At 64.5% G+C, this 26,297-nt stretch carries 18 protein-coding genes; 8 read left to right on the plus strand and 10 right to left on the minus strand.

The window, feature by feature from the left end; all coding sequences use genetic code 11:
- The first annotated feature begins 472 nt into the window (after window positions 1-472).
- The gene (locus tag J3485_RS26755; RefSeq protein ID WP_206957348.1) at window positions 473-1,588 is read left to right on the plus strand and encodes a hypothetical protein; all 1,116 of its coding nucleotides are present in this window, start codon (window positions 473-475) and stop codon (window positions 1,586-1,588) included.
- Here the strand turns inward: J3485_RS26755 and J3485_RS26760 are convergent.
- The 5 genes from J3485_RS26760 to J3485_RS26780 all read right to left on the minus strand — a co-directional run bounded on the left by J3485_RS26760 (window position 1,585) and on the right by J3485_RS26780 (window position 11,792).
- Window positions 1,585-2,649: a lipase secretion chaperone gene (locus J3485_RS26760; RefSeq protein WP_374192468.1), complete on the minus strand. Its 1,065-nt coding sequence runs from the start codon at window positions 2,647-2,649 to the stop codon at window positions 1,585-1,587. The genes J3485_RS26755 and J3485_RS26760 overlap by 4 nt on opposite strands.
- Window positions 2,650-2,652: 3 nt before the next feature.
- Window positions 2,653-3,759 carry an esterase/lipase family protein gene (locus J3485_RS26765; protein WP_206957350.1) on the minus strand — a complete coding sequence of 369 codons (1,107 nt, stop codon included), beginning with the start codon at window positions 3,757-3,759 and terminating at the stop codon, window positions 2,653-2,655.
- A gap of 396 nt (window positions 3,760-4,155) precedes the next feature.
- Entirely contained in the window at window positions 4,156-6,006 is a 1,851-nt protein-coding gene (locus J3485_RS26770) for an ABC transporter ATP-binding protein (RefSeq protein ID WP_206957352.1), read from the minus strand.
- Window positions 6,007-6,431: 425 nt separating this feature from the next.
- Window positions 6,432-10,265 (minus strand): DUF748 domain-containing protein, encoded by a 3,834-nt coding sequence (locus J3485_RS26775; protein WP_206957354.1) that lies wholly within the window; start codon window positions 10,263-10,265, stop codon window positions 6,432-6,434.
- Between the two features lie 54 nt (window positions 10,266-10,319).
- Window positions 10,320-11,792: a DUF1254 domain-containing protein gene (locus J3485_RS26780; RefSeq protein WP_206957356.1), complete on the minus strand. Its 1,473-nt coding sequence runs from the start codon at window positions 11,790-11,792 to the stop codon at window positions 10,320-10,322.
- A 400-nt stretch (window positions 11,793-12,192) separates the two neighbouring features.
- Here J3485_RS26780 and J3485_RS26785 point away from each other — a divergent pair, with 400 nt between their 5' ends.
- Entirely contained in the window at window positions 12,193-14,499 is a 2,307-nt protein-coding gene (locus J3485_RS26785; protein ID WP_277991651.1) for a heavy metal translocating P-type ATPase, read from the plus strand.
- Window positions 14,500-14,555: 56 nt separating this feature from the next.
- Here J3485_RS26785 and J3485_RS26790 read toward each other — a convergent pair whose 3' ends face one another.
- Complete coding sequence (locus tag J3485_RS26790) at window positions 14,556-15,530, minus strand: hypothetical protein (protein ID WP_206957360.1); 975 nt, start codon at window positions 15,528-15,530, stop codon at window positions 14,556-14,558.
- 281 nt (window positions 15,531-15,811) lie between these two features.
- Entirely contained in the window at window positions 15,812-16,543 is a 732-nt protein-coding gene (locus J3485_RS26795) for an MgtC/SapB family protein (RefSeq protein ID WP_206957362.1), read from the minus strand.
- 119 nt (window positions 16,544-16,662) lie between these two features.
- Here J3485_RS26795 and J3485_RS26800 point away from each other — a divergent pair, with 119 nt between their 5' ends.
- The 4 genes from J3485_RS26800 to J3485_RS26815 all read left to right on the plus strand — a co-directional run bounded on the left by J3485_RS26800 (window position 16,663) and on the right by J3485_RS26815 (window position 19,565).
- Window positions 16,663-17,766 carry an AGE family epimerase/isomerase gene (locus J3485_RS26800; protein WP_206957365.1) on the plus strand — a complete coding sequence of 368 codons (1,104 nt, stop codon included), beginning with the start codon at window positions 16,663-16,665 and terminating at the stop codon, window positions 17,764-17,766.
- Window positions 17,767-17,994: 228 nt separating this feature from the next.
- Window positions 17,995-18,462, plus strand: coding sequence for a PaaI family thioesterase (locus J3485_RS26805; protein ID WP_206957367.1), 468 nt, complete (start codon window positions 17,995-17,997; stop codon window positions 18,460-18,462).
- Between the two features lie 74 nt (window positions 18,463-18,536).
- On the plus strand, window positions 18,537-18,920 hold the full coding sequence (locus tag J3485_RS26810; protein ID WP_206957369.1) for a VOC family protein: 384 nt from the start codon (window positions 18,537-18,539) through the stop codon (window positions 18,918-18,920).
- A gap of 102 nt (window positions 18,921-19,022) precedes the next feature.
- Window positions 19,023-19,565, plus strand: coding sequence for a hypothetical protein (locus tag J3485_RS26815; protein WP_206958416.1), 543 nt, complete (start codon window positions 19,023-19,025; stop codon window positions 19,563-19,565).
- 75 nt (window positions 19,566-19,640) lie between these two features.
- On the opposite strand, the gene J3485_RS26820 is transcribed toward J3485_RS26815, so the two are convergent.
- Window positions 19,641-22,028, minus strand: a complete 2,388-nt coding sequence (locus J3485_RS26820) for a bifunctional acetate--CoA ligase family protein/GNAT family N-acetyltransferase (RefSeq protein ID WP_206957370.1) — start codon at window positions 22,026-22,028, stop codon at window positions 19,641-19,643.
- Between the two features lie 229 nt (window positions 22,029-22,257).
- Between J3485_RS26820 and J3485_RS26825 the strand changes: the two genes are divergently transcribed.
- On the plus strand, window positions 22,258-22,569 hold the full coding sequence (locus J3485_RS26825) for a helix-turn-helix domain-containing protein (protein WP_206957372.1): 312 nt from the start codon (window positions 22,258-22,260) through the stop codon (window positions 22,567-22,569).
- A gap of 74 nt (window positions 22,570-22,643) precedes the next feature.
- Here J3485_RS26825 and J3485_RS26830 read toward each other — a convergent pair whose 3' ends face one another.
- The gene (locus tag J3485_RS26830; protein ID WP_206957374.1) at window positions 22,644-23,633 is read right to left on the minus strand and encodes a zinc-dependent alcohol dehydrogenase family protein; all 990 of its coding nucleotides are present in this window, start codon (window positions 23,631-23,633) and stop codon (window positions 22,644-22,646) included.
- Window positions 23,634-23,729: 96 nt separating this feature from the next.
- On the opposite strand from J3485_RS26830, the gene J3485_RS26835 reads away from it, so the two are divergent.
- Complete coding sequence (locus tag J3485_RS26835) at window positions 23,730-24,632, plus strand: LysR family transcriptional regulator (RefSeq protein ID WP_242538943.1); 903 nt, start codon at window positions 23,730-23,732, stop codon at window positions 24,630-24,632.
- Between the two features lie 48 nt (window positions 24,633-24,680).
- On the opposite strand, the gene J3485_RS26840 is transcribed toward J3485_RS26835, so the two are convergent.
- The gene (locus J3485_RS26840) at window positions 24,681-26,282 is read right to left on the minus strand and encodes a peptide chain release factor 3 (RefSeq protein ID WP_206957376.1); all 1,602 of its coding nucleotides are present in this window, start codon (window positions 26,280-26,282) and stop codon (window positions 24,681-24,683) included.
- Window positions 26,283-26,297: the final 15 nt, after the last annotated feature.

Below are 26,297 nucleotides of genomic sequence, written 5' to 3' on the forward strand. Positions count from 1 at the left end.
AATCGTTTCAACGCCACTCATCGCTGCCTTTATTCGTAGAACCTTCTTGTCACCGGCAAGCGATTTACTACGTACAATACTCAATAACAAAACGCTCCCCAAAAGGATTTTTTTCGATTCCGAATTATTTTCTCTTGCAAACCGGCGATTCTCATCTACAATCCGCTTACCCGATTAAGACAACCCGAATAACTACGAACTTTCGATCTTTTCATTTTATTTGATCATTTTCGTATTCTTGTCGCCTCGAACGGCACCGATAACACGCGCCGCTATGTGCGCGCACAGCAATCCTACCGTGCACGGTGGAAAAAGCCGCCATGAAAATGGCGTTCTAAATCTGCTCTAAGGAGAAGATCATGAGCATCAAGAAAATTACCACCAAGACGGTGGTGTTCAAGTATTTCTAAGTAGTCGACCGGCGGTTGAAGTTCTTCGCTTCAACCGCCTCTTCTTTTCGGAGATGCGATAAATGCTAGAAGAAACAAGGTTCGTTCCGTATAAGCAAACGGCTTTCGCGGCCACCGAAACCGGCATCAATGTAACCGCGCCCTGGCTGTCGCTCGACGTCGATGTCGACGACGAGCAGAAGATCGCCGTGAAGCGGCTACTGGATCGCATCGCCTCGGGCGTCGAATTGTCTTCGGACGCCGAAATCCAAAATTTCCTGGCCTTCTTCGCCGACTACCCCGTATTGCATGCCGCACCGCGTGCATTCGGTTCGGGCGGATCTATCCCTTATTCGAGCGATGCACCGGAGCTGATGAGAGCGAAAGGGCCAAAGCAATTTCTCGAAGCATTGAATCCATTTCCCGATATCGACATTTACGATGCGTTCTCATATTTCCCGGATACCTGGGAATGGAACGTCGACGAAATCGCAGCCGAATCGCGCATAGCGGGCTCCGGAACACTTTTCGATCCGATTTCCGTCTATACGGCCATCCGAGCTAGGCGGTTGCAGTTTCAAATCGAGCAATCCAAATTCGCTCATGAGTTGCTCGAAAATATCGAAGCGCTGCGCGAGCGCGATGAATCACGCTTCTTCCATCTTTTGGCGATCGTTCTTTCGCAGCAGTTTTACGTGACGCGCGAATGCTGCTCATGTTTGGATCCGGCCATCGAACACCTTTCCGTGATCAGCGATCAGATCCGCGCGTATAAGGAGGAGGAGGTTCATCACGACCGCCTGATCCTCGCGAGCATTCGGGAGCTCACCGATCAGCCGGAGACGGAATTTACGTTCACGCCCGATACCAAGCTCGGTATCGAGGTCATCAAATATGCGGCGAAAACCTGCGCACTAGGATTCTCCGCGCTGGTTTCGATCATGGAAGGCACGGCCTATCCCGCCAGCGATCCTGTCGGCGACATCCTCGTCAAGTCGTCCAAACCGTCGGCCCGCATCGGCGTGGAAGCGCATTTCCAGATCAATAAGCGCGGCAATCACACGGCGATTCCGGAAACGTTCGTCAGGCAGTTGCCGCCGGTCACGGAGAACACGGTCGCCATCGCAACGCGTCTCGCCGAAGTGGCGATCAGGCTCGACAGCGGTCTCGCTCAATCGGTGCTCAGGGATCACTTTTAACGATCGAGCGACGCCGCGCGCAGCGCTTCGGCCGGATTCGTGAACATATGCTGCCGCAGTTGTTCGATCTGCACATCGCGCTCGGTGGGCGATAAGCCCATCGCATCGATGCGCGCGCGCTGCGCCGCGTAGTCAGCGTATTTCGCGTGCCAGGCGTCGTCGTTCTGCTGCATCTTCACGATCCGCTCAGCCGCCTGAGGGCCGAGCGCCTGCGTGGCCTTCGCCCGCAACTCGTCAATCGTCATCCCCCGCTGTTCGAGCTTGGCGATCGTGTCGACCGTTGTGCGCGCATGTCGATCGCGCGCGAGCGCCGCGCGCTCTTCGGGCGGTAGGCTCTCTTCGAGCGCCTGCAAGCGGGCCGCCTTCTGCGCATCGGTCAACGTCGTATCACGCACGATACGCAGGCGCTCGAGCGTGTAGTGCGCATGCCGCCAATCCGGGCCGAAGAATGCCTCATTCCAATCGGCGCCGAGCGTCCGGCCTGCCAGCGACGCACGTTCGTCAAGCGAAGTCTGCATCGCATCGAGATCGGCTGTGCCCGCGTGGCTCGAGCCGCTTCCGCTTTCGCGTTCATTTCCCTGAGCCGGCACCGATAGCCGCTCGATGCTGCCGAGCGCCTGCCGGTATGCCGTGTAGCGTTGCCACACGTCGAGCGCTTCGGGTTGTGCCGAAGTACCGTCGAGCTGCGCCGCGATTTCCTTGCGCACAAGCGCATCGAGCGATTTCGGTGGCATCTCGTTCTGCGCCGTCAGGAAATAGTCGAAGAAGTCGCGCACCGCGCGCACTTTGCGCAAATGGCCATGCTCGTCGAGCGGCAGGCGCGGCGGCGTCGAGCCCGCCAGCGAGACGGGCAACGCCGGTGCCGCAGGGCCAGGCTGCGCCGGCGACGCCGTCGGCGCGGACACGACGGCCGTCGCCACGCTCGCGGCGCGCGGCGCGCTCGCTTGCGGCGCCCCGGCCGGCGCATTGAAATACCAGACCGCGGCAGCCGCGGCGAGACCCGCGAGGCCGAACAGCGCGAGCGTACCCGTGGTCTGCATTGCATCGGCAGGGCGCGTCATCGGTTACAGCCCCTGAAGTTTCAAACGATTGGCATGCGCACGAATGACCGCTACAGGGTCTTCCGCGTTTTGTCCGAGCACGCCCAGAATTTGATTGATTTCGTCGACGTGATCCCAGTGATAGCTCGTGCTCAGCACCTGGCCGTACAGCGCGCTGCAGACCGACACGAGGCCGTCGTTCGGGCCGGCGTTGCGATTGATCATGACCGTGCCCGAGCCGAGCAGCGTCAACGTCGAAGGATCTTCGGCATTGGCCGGGTCGAACGGCCCCGACACACTCGTATCGGCCGCACCTTCCACCCCGAGCACGGACCAGGTCGGTTGGATCGCGCTGCCGGCCCACGAATAGAGGTAATGCGTATAGCCGTTGACCGTCTCGGTCGGCGCGCCTGTTTGGCACGAACCGGCTGCGCCAAGGCCGGCGCTCGGAACGGCCGCATTGAATTGGGCGGCGCCCGCACTCGTCAGTGCGGTCAGCGCGGCGATCGCGTTCTGGTTCGTGTTGAGGTTGCTGCTGAAGAGCGTGCCGAGCACATCGGCGAAGTCCCCGATCAACGGCTCGGCCAAACCTGTCGGATCTTTCGCCAGCACCTGCGCGACGTAATCGGCGAACTGCGAGCCTCGATGCGGCGTGCCGATCGTCGTCACCGACGCGACGAGTTGAGGCGCCACCGCCGCGACGTACCGCGAGGTAAGCCCGCCCTGACTGTGCCCGATCAGATTGACCTTCTGCGCACCCGTGGCCGCCAGCACTTGTTTGACGTAGGCGAGCAACTGCTCGCCGCGTCCGTTCGGGCCCAAATCGCTTTGGAAACCCGACAGGTTTGCCACGTATACGTTGGCGCCATGCGACTCGAGGTCGGACGCGATGCCGTACCAGTAATCGACCACGTTCGCGTAGCGGTTGGTACCCGAAAGGCCGTGCACGAGCACGATCGGGTATTGCGTCGCGGCGTAGTGATCGACGGCCGGCGCCGTATCCGCCAATGCGGCACTCGGCTCGGCAAGCGAAAGAAATGCGGTCATACCTGCAAATCCGGCTAGCGAGGCGCTGCCCACCACCAGCGCCGTCAAACTGGCCAGCATATTCTTCTTCAAAGACCTGGTCATACCGTTTCCTCCAATTTCTGTCGCGGCGAAATGCCGATTCAATTCATACGGTGTTTTAAACGGTACCGCGCCGAGAGCCTTGAGCGGCAGCTCGTGCGGCGCATTGGAGTGAAGCAGTAAATGAGATTCGGCGTAAGGGGAATTTCGCAATTAGACAGGTATCACTAATCGGATCAAGGCATTACGTATTATTATTTTTCGTTTAGATTACAGTGAAATTTGATTATCATGAAACGAGGTTTTTATCCATCGACTAAAGGTTCGCATAAAAAATGCGCCACTCATTCTTTAGGGTTATTCGCGATTGAAAGAGATCTCGTTAAAGTGTGAACCATGTCGGCGGCGCACCCGAAAAAGGCCGGCATAGCCGGCCCCGCGATCCGATCGTCAGCTTACTCAGGCTGCGGCGGTCGTCGCTGCCTGATGGGGACGGTATGACGGCTGAACGTCGAGCCCCTTCGTCAACTCGAGCGCCTGGCGCTCGAACAAACGCCGATACAAACCGCGCTCGAGCCGAATCAGCGTATCGTGATTGCCTTCTTCGACGACGCACCCTTTGTCGAGCACGAGCAGCCGATCGAGCGCGCGCACGGTGGACAGCCGGTGCGCGATGACGAGCGTCGTGCGCCCCACCATCAAGCGCTCCATCGCTTGCTGAATCAACGCCTCGCTTTCGCTGTCGAGGCTCGACGTGGCCTCGTCGAAAATCAGCACGGGCGCATCGGCAAGAAACGCCCGTGCGATCGCGACGCGTTGCCGCTCGCCGCCCGACAGCTTTACGCCACGCTCGCCCACGAGCGTGTCGTAACCGTTCGGCAGCGAGACGATGAATTCGTGCGCGTTCGCGTACCGCGCGGCGCGCTCGATTTCGACTTGCGACGCGCCGGGCCGCGCATAGGCGATGTTTTCAGCCAGCGACCGGTGAAACAGAAGCGGCTCCTGCTGAACGATCGCGATCTGCGCGCGCAGCGAGGCTTGCTTCACGTCAGCGATGTTTTGGCCGTCGATGGTGATCTTGCCCTCCGAGACATCGTAGAGACGTTGGATCAGCTTGATGAACGTCGTCTTGCCTGAGCCCGAATGGCCGATCAACCCAACGCGCTCGCCGGGCGCGATCCGCACCGAGAAGTCGGCATAGAGCGGCGCCGCGTGTCCGTCGTAACGGAACGTCACGTGCTCGAAGCGGATTGCGCCGCGCTCGACTACGAGCAAGCCGGCACCAGGCTTGTCCTCGATCCCGAGCGGCTGATGCGTAAGCTGCGCGAGCTCTTCCATGTCGTTGACGGACCGCTGCAGTTGGCGCACCAGCGTCGCGACGTCGCGCAAATAGCCTTGCAGGACGAGGAACATCGTCAACGCGAACGCGATGTCGCCCACGCCGGCCCGGCCGTTCAGCCACAACAAGAGGCCCACGCCGAGCATCGCTGCCTGCATCGCGGTCAGCATGACGTTTTGCACGCTGGCGTTGAACGTGCCGCGCACCCACGCCCGGCGCGTACGATCGCGCCATTTGCCGACCACGCGCGAGAAGCGCTGCTCCTCGCGCACCTCCGCACCGAACGCCTTGACTACGGCGTTGCACGTGACGGTATCGGCCAGCGCGCCGCCCATGCGCGTATCCCACGCATTGCCCAGGCGCGCCGCGGGCGCTACCAGGCCGAGCGTCATTGCCAGCGTGATGCCGATAAAGAGCACGGCGCCGGTGCCGACGACGACGCCCATGATCGGCCAGTGCACGCCGAGCAGCACCGTCGCGCCGACGAGCATGACGACCGACGGCAACAGCCCGAGCAGCAGGGTGTCGTTGAGCATGTCGAGCGCCCACATCCCGCGCGTGATCTTGCGCACGGTCGAACCGGCGAAGCTGTTCGCGTGCCAGTCGGTCGAGAGGCGTTGCACGCGATGGAATGCGTCGCCGGCGATTTCGCTCATCATCCGCAGTGTGAGCGCGATGATGCCCGAGTACGTGAGGTAGCGCAGCGCGGCACTGCCGAGTGCCAGCGCGATCAGCGTCGCGAACGGCGCGAGCGCGCTATGCAATGCGCTGGCCTTGTCATGGCCCGCGCCGGCCAACGCGTCGACGAGATGTCCCGCGAACAGCGGCGTCAATACGTCGGCCGCCGCCGTCAGCAATGCGACCGCGAGGATTCCGCCGATGCGCCAGCGCTGCCGGAGCCAGTGAGTGAAGGTGAACCGGAAGACGTCCTTGAACGTCTGCCCACCGAGATCGAATTTTTTGCGAGTCATAAGCGCTCCGCCCGAGGTACTTGTGGCGCCCAGGGCTATGAAGTGGAGAGAAAACGCTTCGCGACGTCGACGGTTAACGTCGGCGACGCCAATACACCGCTTGTCGCGGTGACCTAGTGGAAAATCGAGGGAGCCGGTTTGCGCGCCGGATGACTCCGGCTGAACGCGGCGGTGAGCATTGCGACGTCAGCGTCGCATGTCGCCAGCAGGACCACCTGCCACGTTTGGGACGGCTGCAAGCGTAGTGTTGTTGGACATCGAACGCCTCCCCACGTGGTTGAGTGCAATTGAATGGATTGATGCGACGATAGTGTAGCAGCATCGCCAAGCATCGGTCCAATACTGCGACGCGTAGCACAGCTATTGCGCAACACGGGCTACGGGCTAAGGACTACGGGTGCCGTCGCCGCGCGCCGCGCGGACGGTCAACCCGCCGGCGCCAGATCCACGCGCGTCGCCGGGCCGTTGTCCTTCATGCCCTCCGTCCCGAAATGAGGCGCCGTGACCTCGAGCCTGCTCGGATCGACCTTCGCACTCAGATACTGTCGAACGCTCTGCGCGCGCTGGTCGGCAAGGGTGTGCAGGCTCGTGTCGTCGACAGTTGCGTGAGCAGCGAGCGCGCGCTTCATGTCGTCATCGGGCACCGTCTTCGTCAGGCCGATGAAATTGCGCGGCTTCTTGAAATCGGCGTCCTTGTAGGCTTGCGTCAGATAGCGGTGGTATTCGTCCGCATTAACCGTCAGGGTCGATGGGTCGACATGCTGTCCGTCGCTCTCCAGCGCTTTCGCCTTTTCCTTCTTGACGAGATCGTCGACGTACGCGAGCCGTAGGCCCGGGGTATCGACGTTCGCGTCGGCGCGTCCGCTCAAATCGAGTTTCACTTCGGGCTTTTCGCCCAGCAGCTTGGCGAGCGTGTCGAGTTTCTCGCGCGACGCATCGGTCAGCACGGTCGAGCCCGGCGCGAACGCGACGTATTGGAGCTGTTGCGCGCTTGCCGAACCGCTTCCCCCGCCGCCGAACGCGTTCGCGAGCAACGAGAACGGCGCAGTGACGGCCCGTTCGATCAAGTGCGTCACGGCACTCCAGATCAAGCTGCCCAAACTGAATTGCGGATTCGACAGCGATCCCGAAACGGGAATGTTGACGTCGATCTGACCGCGCGAATCTTTCAAAAGCGCGATGGCGAGACGAACGGGCAGATGCGTTTCCGTGTCGTTTTGCACGTGGTCGCCGAACGTCAACTGATCGATGAACAAATGGTTGGTCGCGCTGAGCAGATCGTTGGCGAGCTGATAGTGCAAATCGACGTTCAGGCTCCCCTTCACGATCGGATAGCCCGCGTACTTCAGCGAATACGGCGTCAGGTTCTTGAGTTCGATGTCATGCGCGCTCGCGCTCAGATCGAGCAACGGCTTCGGCGCCAGCGGATTGGCCGTGCCGCGAATCGTGATCGGGCCGTTGTTCGCCAAGCTCGCGCTGACGTCCACCGGCGCAGGCGTTGCGACGTCGGTACCGAACGTGCCGATCGTACCCGTGATGTCGACGAGATCCGCTGTGTAATTCGGCCTGACGAAGTCATCGGTGTAGGTGACGTGGCCTTGCTGCAGCACGATCTGGCCGATGCGCGCATGCAGCGGCGTAGACGGCTCCTTCGGCGACGCCGTTTCCACGTGCGCGGTACTCGTCGACGGCTTTGGCTGACCGGCCCCGTCGCTCGACGCCTCGCGCTGCTGGGCCAGCACGTCGTTCAGGTTCAGCTTGCCCTGCGCATCGAGCAGCACGCGCCCGGAAAAGCGAGTGAAAGTGACGCGCGCGATGTCGAGATTGACGCCGTGTGCGTCGTACCGCGCGTTGATGCCCGCGACCCCGAGCGTGCCCCAGCCGGCGAGCGGCGCCGAATTGGTGCGATCGAGCAAGCGCACGTCGACCAGCGCCGCACCGCCGCGGTAGGAGTAGGACGCGGCGCCTCGCGCGGGCAGCGCGGCCTTCAGTTGGCCGCGGGCGTTCAGCTCGGCGCGGGCGATCTTCGCATTGAGCTTGCCGCCGATATACGGCTCGAACGGCGAGAGGTCGAGCCGGTTCGCTTCCACCGTCAAGGTGGCGTCGAGCGGGCTCGGCACGATGTCGCCGTTCACGCTCAACGTGCCCTTCCCGTTCAACGAAGTCTCGAGCTTGACCGCAAGCGGTCGGCTCATATCCTCGGTCACGTTGCGCACGTCGAGCTCGATAGGCGCGAGATGCAGCTTCGCGGGGTGCGGCGCCGCTTCGTCGGTCATCTGCGCCGAGCCGTCCTTCAGGACCAGTTCGCCGATCCGGTAATGCCAGCCGGGTTCCGCCGATTTCGCCGATTTCGTTTCCGTGCCGCGGGCCGGCTCGCGGGTGCGGGGCTCGTGGGTGCGACGACGGGAATCGGTCGCGTGCGTCGGCGGCTCCTTGGCCGAGTGCTGCGATCGCGGCGACCGCGGCGCTTGTGCAAGCTCCGTCAAGCTGATGCGGCCGTCCTTGTCGCGTGCTCCGGACACTGCCAGGCCCGTCGCCTCGACGCGGTCGATATCGGCCGAGCGCGCGGCCAAGTCGATGCTCTTGATAACGACGCGGCCTTGCGCCAACGCAACGGCCGGCGCGGCGCCCTGCGCGGCGCCGGGGTCCATCACCTTCAACGATTTGAGCGACAGCTCGCCGGCGCCAACGCGCACTTGGGCCGCGGGCCCCGACCAGTCGGCATCGAGCGGGAGCGACGCGCCTAGCGTGCCGTCGGCGAGGCTCGCCCTCGTGACACCGTCCCAGTAGGGCTGCGCCAGCGGCAGGGCCAGGTCGTCGATCGTCAATTGCGCGTCGGCCCGTTTCGCCGCTAGGCCGAGCGCGCCGGTCGCCGCGATGCTGCCGCCCTGCGTGAGCGCGGTGTGAATCGTATAGCGTGCTTTGGCTGAGCCTAGCGTCGAAAAATCGTCGAGCGTGACCGTCAAGTTCGTCAGATCGAGGGCGACGGCGCGTTCGGGCACGCGATCTTCCAGCCCGACGTTGCCGTCGTTCAGCGCGAAATGCTTGATCGACAAATCAAGGGGGGTGGGCTTTTGCGTATTTTCGCCGGCCGGCGAGGAGGCGGAGGAGGCAGCGGAAGTGGTGAAAGCGCCCGCGGCCGGCGGCGATGAAGCAGCCGCGGCCGCACTCGCCGCACTCGTTTCGCCGGAGGCTGGAACGGACTTCGCCGCGAACGCCTGGGCGATGCTGAGTTCGCCCGAATGCTCGCGGGTCAAATGCAGCGAAGGCTGATCGAGCCGAATCTCGTCGAATCGATAAACGCCCGCGAGCGGCTGAAGCCCCGACGCGGCGACGTGCAGCGCGTGCACGGAGAAAAACGGCGCATGCGAGGCGTCAACGATCTGCGCGTCGGTCAGATCGGCCGTGCCGGTGACTGTCAGCGTCGGCTTGTCGGCCGACATCATGAATCGCAGTTCGAGATCGCCGGCCAGCGTGCCGCTTTGCATCTCGAGCGGCAGCTTGGCCGGCACGTAAGAAAGCAGGCGCGGCACGTTAAGACCGCTGAACTTCAGCGCCACATCGGATTCGCGCGATTGCGCGAACGGCTTGGTCTTACCGTTGATCGCGATCGGACTACCGTCGACGCGCGCTGAAAAACGCGGATCGACGAAGATGTCGGTTTGCGACGGCAGCGTCGCGATGAACGGAACGCCGAGCGAGAGTCGGTCAACGACGTGCCGAGCGCCGAGCAAGCGGTCGTCGAAATCGACGCTGCCGTTCTCGACAGCGATGTTGGACACCGAGAACAACGTCGGGCCTGCTTGCGGCTTCGACGGTTTCGCGAATTTTTCCGCGATGTCGCTGAAGTTGAAGCGCTGGGCGTCGTAGCGAATCACGTTGATGCGGGGCGAATCGACGCGTAGCTCGGTCACGATCGGCGCAAAACGCAGCAGCGTCATCCACGACACGCGCACGACGAGGCGTTCGATAGCGGCGAATTCGCCGGCACCGCCGCGTTCGCCGATGCGCACGCCGTCGACTTCGAGCCGAAGCGTATAGGGATTGAGCGCGACGTGAGCAATCGCCGCCGGCCGATCGAGGGCCTCGCCGAGTTGCCGCTCGGCAATATGCCGGATCAGCGGCGGCGCCGCGAAAAAGCCGAGCAACCCGTACAACACCACGGCAATCGCCACGCCTATCGCCGTGCGGCGCGCGCCGCGCGACCGCATCCTATCCCCCAGGCGGCGCAGCATGCCGCCTTTCGGTTCGCTCGTCATCGCACGGCTCCAATCACGCTCGGTTGCTCCTTTGCACTCGCTTCACCCCCAATGTTATCGACGCTCGAGCTTCGGCGGCGCCCAACTGCCGTCCGTCGCCGACGGCTGCGGCGCGAACAGCCGCATCACGAGCTGGAATGGCCCCTGCGGCGTGGGCAGCCAATTCGATTGGCGCATCCGACCCGGCGACTTCGACGACACGTAGATATCGATCGAGCCGTCGCGGTTGCGACGCAGGCGATCATGCGAATCGATCGAATGATGCGGGACACGGTCTGCCACCAACGCACCGTCCGACGTGTAGGCCGTGATCGTCCAGTACGCGCGCGCCGGCGGCAGCGTCTTGCGCGTGAAATGCATCACGTACTCGTGGCTGCCGTCGAGCGGCTGTCCGTCGCCGTCGACCGATACGGTCGGAAACACTTCGTCTCGCGTGGTAGCGGCGCCCGCATGCGAGAAGGTCGCATAGGCGCGCAATGCGTAGTCGTCGCGATAGTTGCCGGTGCTGTCGCCTGCCCAGCTCCAACCGTCGCCTGACACGGCGTTGACGGGCGGCGTCTGTACGCGCTTGATGCCGTCGGTCACGCCCGCTGCGATCGCCTTGGCCGAACCGTCCTGGAAATGAAAGGCCTCGCCCGGCTTCACGCCGATATCGGCCAGTTCCTTGAGGGCATGGCTGTCGTCGGACGACGGGGGATTGTCGTGCAAGGCGTCCGCCAGCTTGCCGAAGAAACCGTTCGCATCGAGTTGCGTGACGGCAGCCGCGTTCGCGGGCAGGCCCGTCGAGACCTCGGCGATGCTTTCTTGCGGATCGTCGGCGCGCTCCTGCGCGGCTAGGCGCTCGCGCTTGGCGTGCTTGCCGCGCGCGGCATGCGATTCGTGCTCGTCGATCAGATAGGCCGACAGCGGCGCAACCTTCACCTCGTTGAGCATACGGCGCGCCGACGGCACCGAACGGGCGTCGAGCGCCGCGATGCGCACACCGAGCCAAAGGTTGTTGCTCGGTGCATCCACGCGCTCGACGCCGGACGGCAGATCGCCGCTCCAACCCGGGGGAACGAGCGCGATCGTTTGCGGCTTGGGCGCACCGGTGCGCGCGTTGGCGCTCGCCCCCGTCGACCAGACGACGTTCGTCCACATGTCGAGGACGCGGGCATCGAGGAAACGGCCACGCGTGTTGGGCAGCGACACCACTACGGGCTCTTTCGACAGATCGAGCCATGCGTTGGCCGACAACGTGTCGACGTCGGCCAGCGGCGGCACTTCATCGCCCGCGGTCTCGACCATGGGCAGCGGCCGCAGCGTATTGAGCAGCGCGCCCGCATCGGTATCCGCGCCCGCCAGTGCCGCGGCACGTGCCGTCGTCATGACGACGAGCGGGTAGCCGAACACGTATGAATCCACGACTTCGTCTTGAGTCCAGCCGCCCGCGTTCGACGGCGGCGGCGCCTTGACCGGCGCGGCGCAACCCGCAAAGACGACGGCGGCAAGGCATGCCAGCCACGAATGCGCCCCCAAGGGCAGCATGGATTTTCGAGTTTTTGTTGTCATGTGTACGATCTCTTGGCCAGGCACACGGCGGCCTAGCCTCCGCCTTCACCGTTTGCAGCGTTCGATCCGGCCGGGATCGGGTGCTGCATCGATTCTCCATCGAATCGCGAGAGCGTTTTATCGTATCCTCGGCTGCTAGGCAAGGAGCAAGCTGCATTCGAGGATAAGACGCGTCCGCCGCGCCCGGCATATTGTGCGCCCGTTGTGTTTGCACGAATCCCACTATCTATCGCTCGCGGCACGCGCGGGCAAACGTGCCGACGCGCGACGGCCTCCGAACGCGCCGCTTGACCTTCCCATCATGGGAAGCTCGATCGTGTTTTCCATTGTTGCAATCGCCCGTCCGTTTACGCGTGTTTTCGTCGCTTCAGCCATCATGACCGACTTAGCCTCTGCCGTCGGCGTCGACGTGTCGACGACCGAGCTCGACATCGAAGGAATGACCTGCGCCTCGTGCGCCGCGCGCGTCGAAAAAGCGCTTGCGCGCGTCCCGGGGGTGACTGCTGCCTCCGTCAATCTCGCCACTGAACGCGCCACGGTACGCGCGGCCGAATCGCTCACCGCCCTCGACGTTCAACGGTTCGTCGATGCCGTCGTCGACGCCGGGTACCAAGCCCGGCCCGTCGTCGCCGACGAAGCGGCCGGCGCGCAAGGGCACGCCTCGCCCGCGATCGACGGCATCCGCGCGCGGCAAGCCCGGCGTGAACTGGCCGGCGTTGCGCTCGCGGCGCTGCTCAGCGTTCCGCTCGCGCTACCGATGCTGACGACGCCGTTCGGTGTCGAGTCGGCCCTGCCGCCATGGCTGCAGCTCGTGCTGGCGAGTATCGTCCAATTCGTCTGCGGCGCGCGCTTCTACGTGGGCGCTTATCGAGCCCTTCGGGCGCGCGCCGGCAACATGGACCTGCTCGTCGCACTCGGCACCTCGGCGGCCTACGGACTGAGCGTCTGGCAGACGATCGCTCACCCCGGCGACGCCATGCACCTGTATTTCGAGGCGTCCGCCGTCGTCATCACGCTCGTGCGGCTCGGCAAGTGGCTGGAAGCCCGCGCCAAACGGGAAACGACCAACGCCATTCGCGCGCTGGCCGCGCTGCGGCCCGATCGCGCCCACGTCAAGGACGAATTCGGCGGCGAGCGCGAGGTGCCGATCGGCCAGGTGCGCGTCGGCATGACGGTCGTCATCCGGCCCGGCGAACGCGTGCCCGTCGATGGGCTCATCGCCGCGGGTCGGACGCACGTCGACGAATCGCTCGTCACCGGAGAAAGCCTGCCCGTCGCGAAAGGCCCGGGCGATCGCGTCACCGCAGGGTCGGTCAATGGCGAAGGCACGCTCGATGTGACGACGGGCGCAACGGGCGCCGAGACGACGCTCGCGCGCATCATCCGGCTCGTCGAAAGCGCGCAAGCGGAGAAGGCGCCGATCCAGCGGCTCGTCGATCGCGTCAGCGCCGTGTTCGTGCCGGCCATCCTCGTGCTCGCCGCGGCGACGCTCGGGCTTTGGCTGCTCGCCGGCGCATCGGCGCAGGCTGCGATTCTCGACGCCGTGTCCGTGCTCGTCATCGCCTGCCCATGTGCGCTGGGGCTCGCGACGCCCGCCGCGATCATGGCCGGCACCGGGGTGGCCGCTCGGCACGGCGTGCTGATCAAGGACGCCGAAGCGCTCGAGCTCGCGCAGCGCGTGTCCATCGTCGCGTTCGACAAGACCGGCACGCTGACGGTCGGCAAGCCCAAGCTCGTCGCGTTCGAACCGTTCGGTATCGCCTGCGACGACGCGCTTGCGCTGGCCGCCGCGGTCGGGCACAACAGCGATCATCCGCTGGCGCAGGCCCTTCTAGCCGAGTACGACGCCCGTTTGGCCTCGCCGCACGCTTCAAGCGCGGGCGAAGCACGTCGGGGCCTGCCGTCGGCCAAGCACGCGCAAGCCGTGGCCGGGCATGGGATGCAAGCCGAGATCAACGGATCCACCGTTTGTGTCGGCAACGGACGCTGGCTCGAAGCGCTCGGTATCGAGCCGCCAACCGAGGCACGTGCGCGCGCAGCGGAACTGGAAGCCGCCGGCAATACGGTTTCCTGGCTCGCCCGTACGGGCACGGGACATGCGCCGGCCGAAGCGCTCGCCCTCATCGCTTTCGGCGACAGCGTCAAACCGACGGCCCGCGCCGCCGTCGAGCAACTGGCCGCGCGCGGCGTCAAGAGCGTGCTCGTGACGGGCGATAATCGCGGAGCGGCGGCCAGCGTCGCGGCCGCACTCGGCATCGACGAATACTACGCACAGGTATTGCCGGCGGACAAAGCCAACATCGTCGCGCGGCTCAAAGCGCGCACAGGGCAAATCGTCGCCATGGCCGGCGACGGTATCAACGATGCGCCGGCGCTCGCCGCGGCCGACGTCGGCATCGCGCTCGCGACAGGCACGGACGTCGCCATGCACGCGGCCGGCATCACGCTCATGCGAGGCGATCCCGCGCTCGTCGCCGACGCGATCGATATCTCGCGCCGAACGTATCGGAAGATCCAGCAGAACCTGTTTTGGGCGTTCGTCTACAACTTGATCGGCATTCCGCTCGCTGTGTTGGGGCTGCTCAATCCGATGCTGGCCGGCGCCGCCATGGCGTTTTCGAGCGTCAGCGTCGTCACGAACGCACTGCTGCTGAAACGGTGGAAAGGCGCCGGGAGGGTGTGACGGGCTGTGGCGGAGCGCCGCGCGTCTAACGCTACGCTCAGCGGGCCCGGTAACCTTCAATGCGCGGCGGGCTTGCTCTTTTCTTTGAGGTGTCGCGCGTGCGCGGGCTTGACGTGGTTCGCCGGCCGCTGTGCGGCGGTTGCCGCCTCAGGCGCCGAGACGGCCCCAGGCAGCGTCTGCATCCGTGCGGCCAGGGCCGACGTACTGCTTGCCAGGCTTGCCAAAGCCGCTTGTTGATCGTTCAAGGTCGCTTGGGTTTGCTGCCGGGCGGTTTGCGCGCGATGCGCGAAACCGAACAGCGCGACAGTCTGCACAACCGATACCGCAAGCAGCAGCACGAGTCCAACCAGCGCAACGGCAAGCCAATGCCGTGTGCGTCGCCAACGCTCTTCGGCCGCGCGGCGTTCCTGCACTACCGCCTCTTGCAACGAAGCGACGGCCTGCGCGAATGCCGCCGGCAGCTCGGCATCGAGTGCGCGCGAAGCGTTGTCGGCAACGCTTGCAGCACCGGCGGCTTGTGCGACGACAGGCGGAATCGGCAATGCATCCGCGCTCGGCGTGGGACGCCGCGTCATTTCGTCCGCTGGCGGCAAGCCGCTTGTGCGCGCGGTCTCGGCGGGCTTGCGTGCCGCTTGCTGACGTACGCTTGCCAGCGCGGCGCCCGGGGACAACAATTTCGGCGCTTTCGGCTCCGGCGCGCCAGGCGATGCGCCACTCGCCGCATCGCTCGAAGATGTCGCTTGCACTTGCGCCGGCTCAGGGCGCTGCCCCTCCTCGAGCGAGACGACCTTTGCGGGGACGGCCGGTTTCTCACGCGCAGCTTCCAACGCGTGCGTCGGCGCTGCCGGCGCGCCTAACGCCACCAGCGCCGCATCGGTCGGCCCGCGATCGTCCGTCGTCGATACCCGCACGTCAGCCGGCACTTCGAAGCCGAGCAGCGTCCCTTGGCGCGGATCGAACGGCAGCGATGGCGCAGCGTCGCCGGGCTCGTGGGCAGTGTCCGGCGCCGTCGACGCTTCAGGCTCGATCACAGCGCGCGCGGGGCGGCCGACGTCGTCCGACGAGGCGGCTCGGGCCCGGCCTTTCGCGGTCGAGGAGCCCTCGGAACGAGGGGTGGAGGATGCTGCGGAATCTGCCATGGCGTATGGGGGCCGCTGCGACCTGGCGCGGCTCATTGGTATCGTGATCGAAGCGAAGCGTATTGCGAACGCGGCATTGTCTCACGATCGGTTCGCCATGCGCCCCGCGACGGCAGGATCCAGCGCCTCGCGCACCTCTTGCAGCCGTCGTCCGCGGTAGTTGGCAGTGGTAGTCAGCGGCCGTCCGCCCGCACATCGTCCTGCCCGTTGCCGTCGCTCAGTCCGTTCTCGGTTTCATCCCGCAGCGCGCGCACGCCCGGCGCATTGCGCAGTTGGCGGCACAACGACTCGAATTCGTTGGCGGACACGCGCGAGAAGCCGATGGTGATGTCGTCGCATTCGGGCTCCTCCTCGCTTTGCTGGACGATGAATTGCTTCACGCGCTCGCTCGCGTGCCCAAGGATCGTCCGCAGCGCACCGAGCGTGAGCGCGCCTCGATCCACGCGCAAGGACACTCGCCGCCGCAACCGCACCGAGATGTAGCGCCGCTCGATCGGCTTTATCCCCGCGAGGATCACCAGGATGATGATCGTTGCCGCGATCGCGGCGGTGTTGAGCCCCGCCCCCACGGCCAAACCGATGGCGGCGACGGACCAGACGCTCGCTGCCGTCGTGAGCCCGCGGATGACTTCGCCGCGCAGCAAAATGGCGCCCGCCCCGAGAAAGCCGATACCCGAAACGACCTGCGCTGCGATCCGCGAAGGGTCGAGCACGACATCGGGACGGCCCAGTACGTCGGCAAAGCCGAACGCCGATACGATCATGACGAGCGCCGAACTCACGCATACGAGCATGTGCGTGCGCAAACCGGCGGCCCACGCCTGCCGCTCGCGCTCGAAACCGATAACACTGCCAAGGATCGCGGCAAGAATCAGTCGCAAAACGAGTTCGACGTTGCTCAACATGGTCCAGTCCTCCTTTATCGTCGGCCGGGCCGCCTCGCGCCGCGGCTTTGCATTATGCTTTGCGCTTCGCGCGACGCCGCAACGGCACGCGCCATTTCGTCGTCAAGCCAAACCGCATCATGTCCATCTCGATCGACCGTTCGATCGCGGCCGAGGCCGCCACGCTCCGCGCGCACTACGCACAAACCGTCCTGCCGATCTGGCGCGGGCCCGGTTTCAACAGCGCGTTGCAATTACCGTACGAGGCCGTAGGCGCGGACGATCACGCGCCGTTGCCCGCCGCCCGCTACCGCGCCATGGCCTGCGCCCGGCAATTGTTCATATTTTCACATGCCGGCGATGCAGCGCATGCCGAGCAACTCTTTCATGCGATGCGTCGGTATTTTCATGACGAGAAGCATGGGGGATGGATTTACAGCGTCGACGCGCAAGGTGCGCCGCTCGATACCACCAAAGACCTTTACACGCACGCATTCGTGATCTTCGCCTGCGCCCACTACGCGATGGCGACGGGCGACCGCGACGCGCTGCGCGTGATTGCGGAGACGGCCTTGCTCGTGCAGGCGCGTTTCGCCGCACCCGATTCGCTGCTGCATGCCGCGCTCGATGCCGATTTCTCGGCGGTACGCACCGGCCCGCTGCAAAACCCGCTGATGCACTTGACCGAAGCGTATCTAGCCGCCTATGAGACGACGGGCGAGCCCAGCTACGAAACGACGCTCGCGCAACTGGCCGGTTCGGTGGCACGCAGCTTCGTCCATGCGCCAACAGGTGCGATTGCCGAGTTGCCGATCGGCAGCGCCGATAACCGGCTCGAGCCGGGGCATCAATTCGAATGGTTCTATCTGATCAAGCGGGCCGGACCGGCCATCGCGGAATCGGGGCTCGAGCGGGAGCTGTCACGCGCGTTCGACTTCGCGCAGCGCAACGGCGTGGACCGGGCGACAGGCGGCGTGTACGCCGCGCTCGACGAGCAGGGTGCCGTGAAGGATGCGACGCAGCGAATTTGGGCGCAGACCGAGTATCTTCGCGCGCTGGCCACGCGAGCTCGCGACGAAGATTTGGAAGCGCTCGCACTGCAGATTCCGCGCTTTCAAGCGCGCTTTTTGCACGCGCGGGGGTGGTACGAATGCTTGACGCCGGCGGGCGACGTGGCGCGCGCCGATATGCCGTCGACGACGCCTTATCACCTCGCCACAGCCTATGCCTCGTTGACGAACTAACGAACTAACGAACCAGCGCTTCGGCAAGCTCGGCCGCTTAGGGTTTACGGCAATCAGCCGGCTCGCTTGAAGGTCGATCGTCGATTCCTGCCGGATCGTTGATAGCGAGGCCGGCCTGAGCGGGCTCCGAGAAAGGGATCGCCTACACTCGCTGCTTGACGCAACGCGTCCTGCCTTCCTAGAGTTGAACGCGACACCACACGGGGCGATGCCCCGAAGGGGCTCGGCATGACCGATCTTTTCGATCTCGCGCGCGGCGCGCTCCACGCACAGCCGTTCAGCATGCTGCTGGGCACGGAGCTCGTGAAAATCGGCGAACGCGAGGTGACGCTGCGGCTGCCGATCCGCGACGAGTTGCGCCAGCAGCATGGATTCGTACACGGCGGCATCACGAGCTACCTCGCCGACAACGCGCTGACATTCGCCGGTGCCCTAGCGCTGGGGCCACGGGTCGTGACCGGGGAGTACAAGATCAACTACCTGCGCCCGGCCGTGCGCGGCACGCTGCTGGCGCGCGCCGAACTCATTTACGCCGGGCGCGGCCATGCGATCTGCCAATGTCGCGTGTACGTGATCGACGGCGAAAAGGAGACGCTCGTTGCGCTGGCACAAGGCACGATCAACCGCGTCGGCGACGGTCCGAACGCTTCGCTGCCGCACGACGACCACGAGCCACACGGTGACGAGCGCGCCTGACGCGTAGCCGGCGCACAGCACAGCACGCACGGCTGCGGCTAGACCCACTTTGCGACCTACTTCGGAGGAAGACGATGATTGACCACACCGGCGTGCTCGTCAGCGATTTCGAAAAGAGCAAGCGTTTCTATCAGCAGGCGCTCGCACCAATCGAGTACGCCATGCTGCACGAATTTCCGGCGGCCATCACGGGTCACACCGACGTGGCCGGCTTCGGCGCGGGAGGTGTCTCAGACTTCTGGATCAGCCGCGGCACGCCCAACGATCCGCCTGTCCACATCGCGTTCCGCGCAACCGATCGCGCCGCGGTGGATGCCTTCCATCGCGCGGCGATCGCGGCCGGCGGTCGCGACAACGGCGCGCCGGGCCTGCGTCCGCATTACCATCCGGGCTATTACGGCGCATTCGTGTTCGATCCCGACGGACACAACATCGAGGCGGTATGCCACGAAGGCTGACGCACGCGGCACCCCTGGATTGCGAGGACGAGGGGCGCTAGAATGGCGACCCCTCAAAAAAAGCGTGCGTGGCCTCGTCCGCGCACGCCGTCGTTCGACCTCATGGCAAAACTTCTGACCGATTCCGAATTCCAACGCTTTTCCGAACTCCAGCAAAAGCAAGCCGGCTTCACCATCACCAGCGAAGAAGCCGACGAACTGCGCACCATCGTCGAGCGCGCGCAGCAAAAGCGCGACGACCGCACCGCGGCCATGCAAGCGATCGAAACCTATATCGCCCAGTTCGAAATCACGCCCGACGAGCTGTTTTCGCCGGAGCAGATCGGCGAGGCGGCACGGGCATACGGCCTGATCGCAGCCGTGAAGAAGGAGCGAACCTTGCCGCCCGCGCTGACCTATAACGGCAAGACCTACCAATGGACGCGCGCGTTGCCCGACGACATCCGCGCACCGCTCTTCGAAGCGTTCAAGGCGGGACAGTCGATCAAGACGTTTCTCGCCACGCCGAAAGACGCGGCCCGCAATGCTGCAACGATCGCACGCCTCGAGCGCGAAACGGGCGCCGTCTATGCCGATGCGTGGCTCGACGAATTGTCGATCGCGCGCACGCTCGTCGACGAAGCCGTTGCCAAGCTCGCAGCCTAATCGGCGTACGAGGCGTATGGGGCCTACGAGACATAGACATACGCGGCAAGCGACAGGCGAACGCGCTCCGCGCCCTTACGGCGCACGCGCGTCGTCCCGCAGCGGCATCTTCACTTCGACGACGGCCGGGTCCGCCGTCGAACTCGCCGCGAAGCCCAGTGCCTTCACGAGCCCCAGCATCGGGGCGTTCTCGCGCAGCACCTCGCCGACGATCCAACGCGTGCCGCGTCCGCGCACGTAGGCCACCATCCGTTCCATCAGCGTCCGGCCGAGCCCCTTTCCCTTCAAGTCCGACCGTACCGCTACCGCAAATTCGGCGCACTCGTTGTCGGGATCGGTGATCGTGCGCACCACGCCGAGCGTGACAGCCCGACCGCCCTCGCCTGTCGTTGCGATCAAAGCCATCTCGCGGTCGTAGTCGATCTGCGTCATGCGCGCAAGCTGAGTGTGGTCGAAGCCGCTGACGGCACCAAAGAATCGCAGGCGCAGATCGTCGCGCGTCATCGCTGCGACGAACGCGCTATGGGCGGGTTCGTCTTCGGGGCGAACCGGCCGGATCGTCACGCGTTGCCCGTGCCAATCGAGCGTCTCCTCGAGCTCCCGAGGATATGGCACGATGGCAAGCCGCCCGCGTACCGGTCCGAGCACGATGCGCGGCGTAGCGAGCCGTGCGTGAGTACGCGTGACCGTGAGCGCAGCCGTCAAGCCCACGATCTGCTCCACGCAGCAAACGGCCTCCGACAACGCCGTCAGCGCATGGAGCACGGGCCCCACCGGTGCACGCCGAGCATAGGGAGAGCGCGAGACGATCTCGCGTGCGAGCACCGGATTCAGCGGCAGCAAGCCGTAAACCGCAAACGGGGCCGACGACCCGTCGGCCGGGGGCGCGGTGAACTCGAAGATCGGACCGAACTCGGCGTCGTCGCGCAGGGTCACGGCAACGTCGACGATATGTTCGTCGCCCTTTCCGCGGCCGACAGCGTGAGCCTCTTCCATATCGACAATCTCGAGCCCAAATCCCTGCAACAACTGCGCGGCTTCGTCGCCCGCGAGCACCGTCCGGCCGGCATCGAGCGCCGCTTTCGCTTGCGCCATCGTCGCTTCGACGGCCGCGGGCACCTGGGCCGGCAACCCCTGCGGCGTCTGCATGAGCAGCTCGCGCCCGAGCCGGTAGTCGACGAGACGCGCGAACGCACGAGCGAGCCGATGCGGCGTCGAATGGACGGCGATCCCGTGAGCGCGCAGAGCATCGCGCGTCGTTTCGTCGACACCGCCGAAAAAGCAGGCGAGCAGCCCCCGATACGCGAAGCGCTGATGCTCGATCAGCACCCGCGCAACATCGGCAACGGGCGCCCCCAACGTCGACGCATGCACGACGAACGCCGTGCCCGTGTCGCGATGCGGCGCGAGCGCCTCCAGCGCAAGCCCGAAGTGCTCGGGCCTGGCATCGTTACCGAGCACGAGCGGATTGCCAGGCACGACGTGCGGCAATGCGGACGAGACGGCGGCCGCCGCCGTGCCCGACCAATCGGCAAGCGTCGTCCCCGCCGCGGCAAACGCATCGGCTGCCAAGGCGGCGACGCCGCGGTCGCTCGTCACGAGCGTGGCCGACGAACTCGCGGCGATACGCCCGACACCGAGCGTTTCGATTTCGTCGATCAAATCGTCCAGCGAGTCGACGCGCACCATGCCCGCACGCCGAAATGCGGCGGCGTAGAGCGCGTCAGCGGGGTCGGCCCGGCCCGTGCGCAGCACGAGCACCGGCTTGTTGCGCGCAGCGGCACGCGCGGCCGACATGAACTTGCGCGCCGCCCGCACGACCGACAGTTCGAGCAAAATCGCGCGCGTGCCCGGGTCGCTCGCGAGATAGTCGAGCACGTCGCCCGCGTCGACGTCGGCCTCGCCGCCAAGCGCGATGGCATGCGAAAACCCGAGCCCGCGCGCCTGCGCCCAACCGAGTACTGCATTCGTCAACGCGTTCGACTGCGACACCCAAGCAACGCCACCCGCCCTAACCATCGCAGACGGCGCCCCCAAGTGCGCGTTGAGCGCCGGCGTGACGACACCGAGACTGCCCGGCCCGACGATGCGCAGCAGATGAGGCTTGGCCGCCGCAAGCGCCCGCGCGAGCGCCGGCGATGCTTCTTCGCGCTTCGCGTCGCTGACGATGATGGCCGCGCGCGTACCGAGGCGGCCGAGCTTGCCGACGACGTCGGACCAGGCTTGACACGGCGTACAGATCAGCGCGACGCACGGCGCTTCGAGCAAGTCGGCGGCGTCCGAGAACGCGGCGTATCCGTCCAGTTCGGCATACTTGGGATTAACGGGCCACACGGGGCCTTCGAAGCCGCCGGCCAGCACGCGGCGCCACACTTTCCCGCCAACGCTCTCGGGCCGCGCCGACGCACCGATGACGGCGACCGATTTGGGTCTGAACAGAGCGTCGAGATTGCGAACAGTCATAGCTGCGCAAACCTAGCGAAGAGAAGAAAGAGGGCCGTGAAGAACGCAGATTGCCGCCCCGTTAGCATAGGCGATGCCGATGCCCGCTGCCGGCCGTCCCGATGAGGCGGTGAACCGCTTTATGCCCTGTCATAAGGGCGCAACATAACGGCGCCACATTGCGGCGCAACATTATGCGCATAAATGTTATATTGCGACATAACTCCCAAACCATTCGAACAGTGACGCCATGTATTTCACGGATCAGCTTGCCGCGCTACGTGCGCGTCGTCGCATGAGCCTGGCCGCGATCGGCGGCATCGTCGGAATGGCCGTGCCGAATCTATCCGCTGTCCTACGTGGCCGAGGCGATACCAAAGCATCGACACTCGCGTCGATTGCTTCGGCGCTCGACGCCGAGTGGGTACTCGTGCCGAAAGAGCATCTCGACGAGGTGCGGTACGCCATCGAGTCCAAAAGCGCATGCGCGGGTACAGGTGCAGGTGCCGCGCCCGACAACCCGGCGCCTCGCACGATCGAGATCTTCTCAGGCAAAAAGTGACATGCGCTGCTCGGCAGCGATAGCCCTATCCGAAATCGAGACCAAGCGCAGAACAAACGCAAACGCAACCGCAATCACACCGTCACGACGATCTTCCCCAACTGCTCGTTCGACTCCAAGAAACGGTGTGCGGCGACGATGTCTTCGAATCCGAACGTCTTGGCGATCACCGGCCGCAACGCACCCGATGCGAGGCCATCCAGCACGAATGCCTTGGCTGCCTCGCGTCGTGTAGGACTACTAATGATTTCGTGAACGAGGTAGCCGCGTAACGTCAGCATTTTGCTTAGGACTGCGAACAATGGGAACGGCGTTGGCTCCGGGCTGAGACCACCGTATTCGATCAATATGCCGCCCCGCGACATCGCAGCGGTGAGCGGTTCGAAGATCGGCCCGCCGATCGGATCGAGGACGACGCGCACCCCATCCGCTCCGGCGATGTCGCGCAAGCGAGCGGCCAAGTCCTCCTCGGCGGACGCGACGACATGTACCGCGCCTTGTTCGAGCAGCGCCTGCTTTTTAGCCGACGTGCGTGTGACGGCAATCGGTACTGCGCCGACGGCATTGGCGGTCTGAATAGCGGCGAGGCCGACGCTGCTCGATGCCGCTGTCACGACCACGAATTCGCCTTGGGTCAACTTCGCTATGTCGATCAACGCGCCGTAGGCCGTCAGATACGACATCCAAACGGCCGCCGCCGCTTCCCAACTCAGCGACGTAGGGTGCTTGACGACGAGTTCGGCCGGAAACGTCGCCCGCTCCCCGTACGCCGGCCAGCGCACCATCGACAGCGGCGGCACGATGCTGACGGCATCGCCGGTCGCAAAGCCCTGAACGTCCTCGCCAATCATCTCGACGATTCCCGCGGCTTCCAGCCCAAGTCCCGACGGCAACACCGCCGTTTCGATGTACGTGCCCTTGCGCAGCAGCGTTTCGGCGCGATTGAGTCCGAGCGCCTTGATGCGAATTTGAACCTCACCAGCCCCCGGCCGTGGCAGATCGACTTCCTCGATTCGCAGCACCTCAGGGCCGCCATGCTGATGAAAACGAACGACGCGTGTCATATCGACTCGGAAGTAGTTGAATTGAATACACTATGCCGGCGCCACCAAAGAAGAAAAATCGCGTAAAGACAGAACACTTATAACCAGGAGTTTCGAATGATGGATCGCCTCACCAGCATGGCGGTATTCGTCAAAGCGGTCGATCTGGGCTCGTTCGCGGCCGCGGCCGACGCACTCGAACTGTCGGGGCCGATGGTGGGCAAGCATGTTCGGTTTCTCGAGGGGCGGCTGGGCGTCCAATTGCTCACGCGCACGACACGCCGTCAAAGCCTGACGGACTTCGGGCGCGCGTTCTACGAGCGTTGCCGTCTCGTCCTCGCGGAAGCCGACGCGGCCGAAGCGCTCGCCGCCGATCAACTCGCGCAACCGCGCGGCAAGCTGCGCGTCACGATGCCCGTTCATTTCGGCAGACGCTGCGTTGCGCCGATCTTGCTCGAACTCGTGAGGCAGTACCCATCGCTGGAACTCGATCTGTCGTTCAACGATCGCTTCGTCGACTTAGCCGAAGGCGATTACGATCTTGCGATTCGAACAGGAGCGCTCGACGACAAAGCCGGCATCGTGGCTCGGCGCGTAGCGCGCCAACGCATGGTGGTTTGCGCCGCGCCGGGCTACCTGAAAGCCCGCGGAACACCGCGCTGCGTCGAAGACTTGGCGCGCCACGAGGCTGTCGTGTATCGACGCTCGGGCCGCATTCGGCCCTGGCTGTTTCCGAGTGAAGAAGGAACGGCGGAGGAAGTCACGCCGGCCAACCGCGTGCGGCTCGACGATCTCGACGCGATCGCCGATGCGGCCGCGAGCGGCATTGGGCTCGCTTGGCTGCCGTCTTGGCTCGTTCGCGAACGCATTCGAGCGGGAACGCTCGTGCAACTTCTGCCCGATCGGCGCGCGTTTCTCTACGACGCGTACGCGCTATGGATGCAGACGCCGCACCTGGCGCTGCGAGTGCGTCTCGCGATCGACACGCTCGCGGCTCAGCTTGCCGACCTCATGAACTAGCGAATGACGTGGCGCGAACGGCTCGATTCGAAGCGTGATGAGCGCCGTTCAAAGATTCTTCTTGAACGGCGTGCCCGAATGCTCGCGCAACTCGTTGAATACGATGTTGGGCCATGCCTTTTGCGCAACCTCGATCTCCGAGATATGCGATGCGAGATAGGTCGGCGCATTGGCCGCATCGAGTGCCATCCGCGCCGCATAAGCATCGGTAAAGCGCCGCAACTCGGCGGAATCGCTGCATGTCACCCAGCGCGACATCCGATAGCGCGCCGGCAAAATGCGCACGTCGACCTTGTACTCGGCCGACAGCCGGTGCGATACGACCTCGAATTGCAGTTGCCCCACCGCGCCGAGAATGATCGAGCCGCCGTGCGCAGGCCGAAATACCTGGATCGCGCCTTCTTCCCCGAGCTGCTTGAGCGCTTCGCCGAGCTGCTTGGCGCGCATCGGGTCGACAACTTCAACGGTCTGGAAAATCTCCGGCGCGAAGAACGGCAAGCCAACGAATTGCAGCGATTCGCCTTCGGTCAAGGTATCGCCGAGACTCAGCGTCCCATGATTGGGAATGCCGATGATGTCGCCGGGATAGGCTTCGCTGACCGTCTCTCTACGCTGCGACAGAAACGTCACGACGTTGTTGGCACGGAACGTCTTGCCCGAACGCGTGACCTTGAGCGCCATCCCGCGCTCGAAGCGGCCCGAGCAGACGCGAATGAATGCGACGCGATCGCGGTGCGCGAGGTCCATGTTGGCCTGCACTTTGAACACGACGCCGGTGAATTTGGGTTCGTCCGGCTGCACGGGCCTCTCGACCGCCATACGCATCGAGGGCGGCGGCGCGAGTTCGACGAGCGCGTCGAGAATCTCCTTGACGCCGAAGTTATTGATCGCCGAGCCGAACAGCACCGGCGACTGCTGCCCCGCCAAGAACGCTTCGCGATCGAATGCCGGCGTCGCCGCGCAAATGAGATCGATCTCTTCCTTGGCCTTCTTCCAGGCGAAGCCGAAGCGCCGTTCGCCCTCTTCGTCGTCGAGCGCCGACAGCGTTTCGACCACCCCACCCGCCGTGTCCTGGCCCGCGCGAAAAACGCGTACCTGGTCGCGGATGACGTCGTAGACGCCTTGGAAATCCTTACCCATCCCGATGGGCCACGTAAACGGCACGGCCGATACACCCAGATGCTGCTCGATTTCGTCGAGCAAATCGAGCGGCGCGCGCACTTCACGGTCGAGCTTGTTGATGAACGTGACGATCGGCGTGCGGCGGCTACGACACACTTCGAGCAGCTTCAGCGTCTGCGCCTCGACGCCGTTGGCGCCGTCGATCACCATGACGGCCGCGTCAACGGCAGTCAGCACGCGATAGGTGTCCTCGGAGAAGTCCTCGTGCCCCGGCGTGTCGAGCAGATTGATGACGGCATCGCCATACTCGAACTGCATGACCGAACTCGCCACCGAAATGCCACGCTGCTTTTCGATCTCCATCCAGTCGGACGTCGCATAGCGATTACTCTTCCGACCCTTGACGGTACCCGCGATTTGAATCGCACCGGAAAAAAGCAGCAGCTTTTCGGTGAGCGTGGTTTTCCCGGCATCGGGGTGCGAAATGACCGCAAACGTGCGGCGGCGCTTGAGTTCGGCAACTGACATCGTATGAATGGGGGC

The sequence above is a fragment of the Trinickia acidisoli genome (assembly GCF_017315725.1).
In the GTDB taxonomy this organism is placed as follows: domain Bacteria; phylum Pseudomonadota; class Gammaproteobacteria; order Burkholderiales; family Burkholderiaceae; genus Trinickia; species Trinickia acidisoli.

Bases quoted from the DNA above. Each gene is read 5' to 3' on its own strand.
- J3485_RS26775 (WP_206957354.1), bottom strand. From the start codon at position 10,265: ATGACGAGCGAACCGAAAGGCGGCATGCTGCGCCGCCTGGGGGATAGG.
- J3485_RS26820 (WP_206957370.1), bottom strand. From the start codon at position 22,028: ATGACTGTTCGCAATCTCGACGCTCTGTTCAGACCCAAATCGGTCGCC.
- J3485_RS26780 (WP_206957356.1), bottom strand. From the start codon at position 11,792: ATGCTGCCCTTGGGGGCGCATTCGTGGCTGGCATGCCTTGCCGCCGTC.
- J3485_RS26795 (WP_206957362.1), bottom strand. From the start codon at position 16,543: ATGTTGAGCAACGTCGAACTCGTTTTGCGACTGATTCTTGCCGCGATC.
- J3485_RS26825 (WP_206957372.1), top strand. From the start codon at position 22,258: ATGTATTTCACGGATCAGCTTGCCGCGCTACGTGCGCGTCGTCGCATG.
- J3485_RS26830 (WP_206957374.1), bottom strand. From the start codon at position 23,633: ATGACACGCGTCGTTCGTTTTCATCAGCATGGCGGCCCTGAGGTGCTG.
- J3485_RS26785 (WP_277991651.1), top strand. From the start codon at position 12,193: ATGACCGACTTAGCCTCTGCCGTCGGCGTCGACGTGTCGACGACCGAG.
- J3485_RS26840 (WP_206957376.1), bottom strand. From the start codon at position 26,282: ATGTCAGTTGCCGAACTCAAGCGCCGCCGCACGTTTGCGGTCATTTCG.
- J3485_RS26755 (WP_206957348.1), top strand. From the start codon at position 473: ATGCTAGAAGAAACAAGGTTCGTTCCGTATAAGCAAACGGCTTTCGCG.
- J3485_RS26815 (WP_206958416.1), top strand. From the start codon at position 19,023: ATGGCAAAACTTCTGACCGATTCCGAATTCCAACGCTTTTCCGAACTC.
- J3485_RS26810 (WP_206957369.1), top strand. From the start codon at position 18,537: ATGATTGACCACACCGGCGTGCTCGTCAGCGATTTCGAAAAGAGCAAG.
- J3485_RS26805 (WP_206957367.1), top strand. From the start codon at position 17,995: ATGACCGATCTTTTCGATCTCGCGCGCGGCGCGCTCCACGCACAGCCG.
- J3485_RS26835 (WP_242538943.1), top strand. From the start codon at position 23,730: ATGATGGATCGCCTCACCAGCATGGCGGTATTCGTCAAAGCGGTCGAT.
- J3485_RS26770 (WP_206957352.1), bottom strand. From the start codon at position 6,006: ATGACTCGCAAAAAATTCGATCTCGGTGGGCAGACGTTCAAGGACGTC.
- J3485_RS26760 (WP_374192468.1), bottom strand. From the start codon at position 2,649: ATGACGCGCCCTGCCGATGCAATGCAGACCACGGGTACGCTCGCGCTG.
- J3485_RS26765 (WP_206957350.1), bottom strand. From the start codon at position 3,759: ATGACCAGGTCTTTGAAGAAGAATATGCTGGCCAGTTTGACGGCGCTG.
- J3485_RS26800 (WP_206957365.1), top strand. From the start codon at position 16,663: ATGTCCATCTCGATCGACCGTTCGATCGCGGCCGAGGCCGCCACGCTC.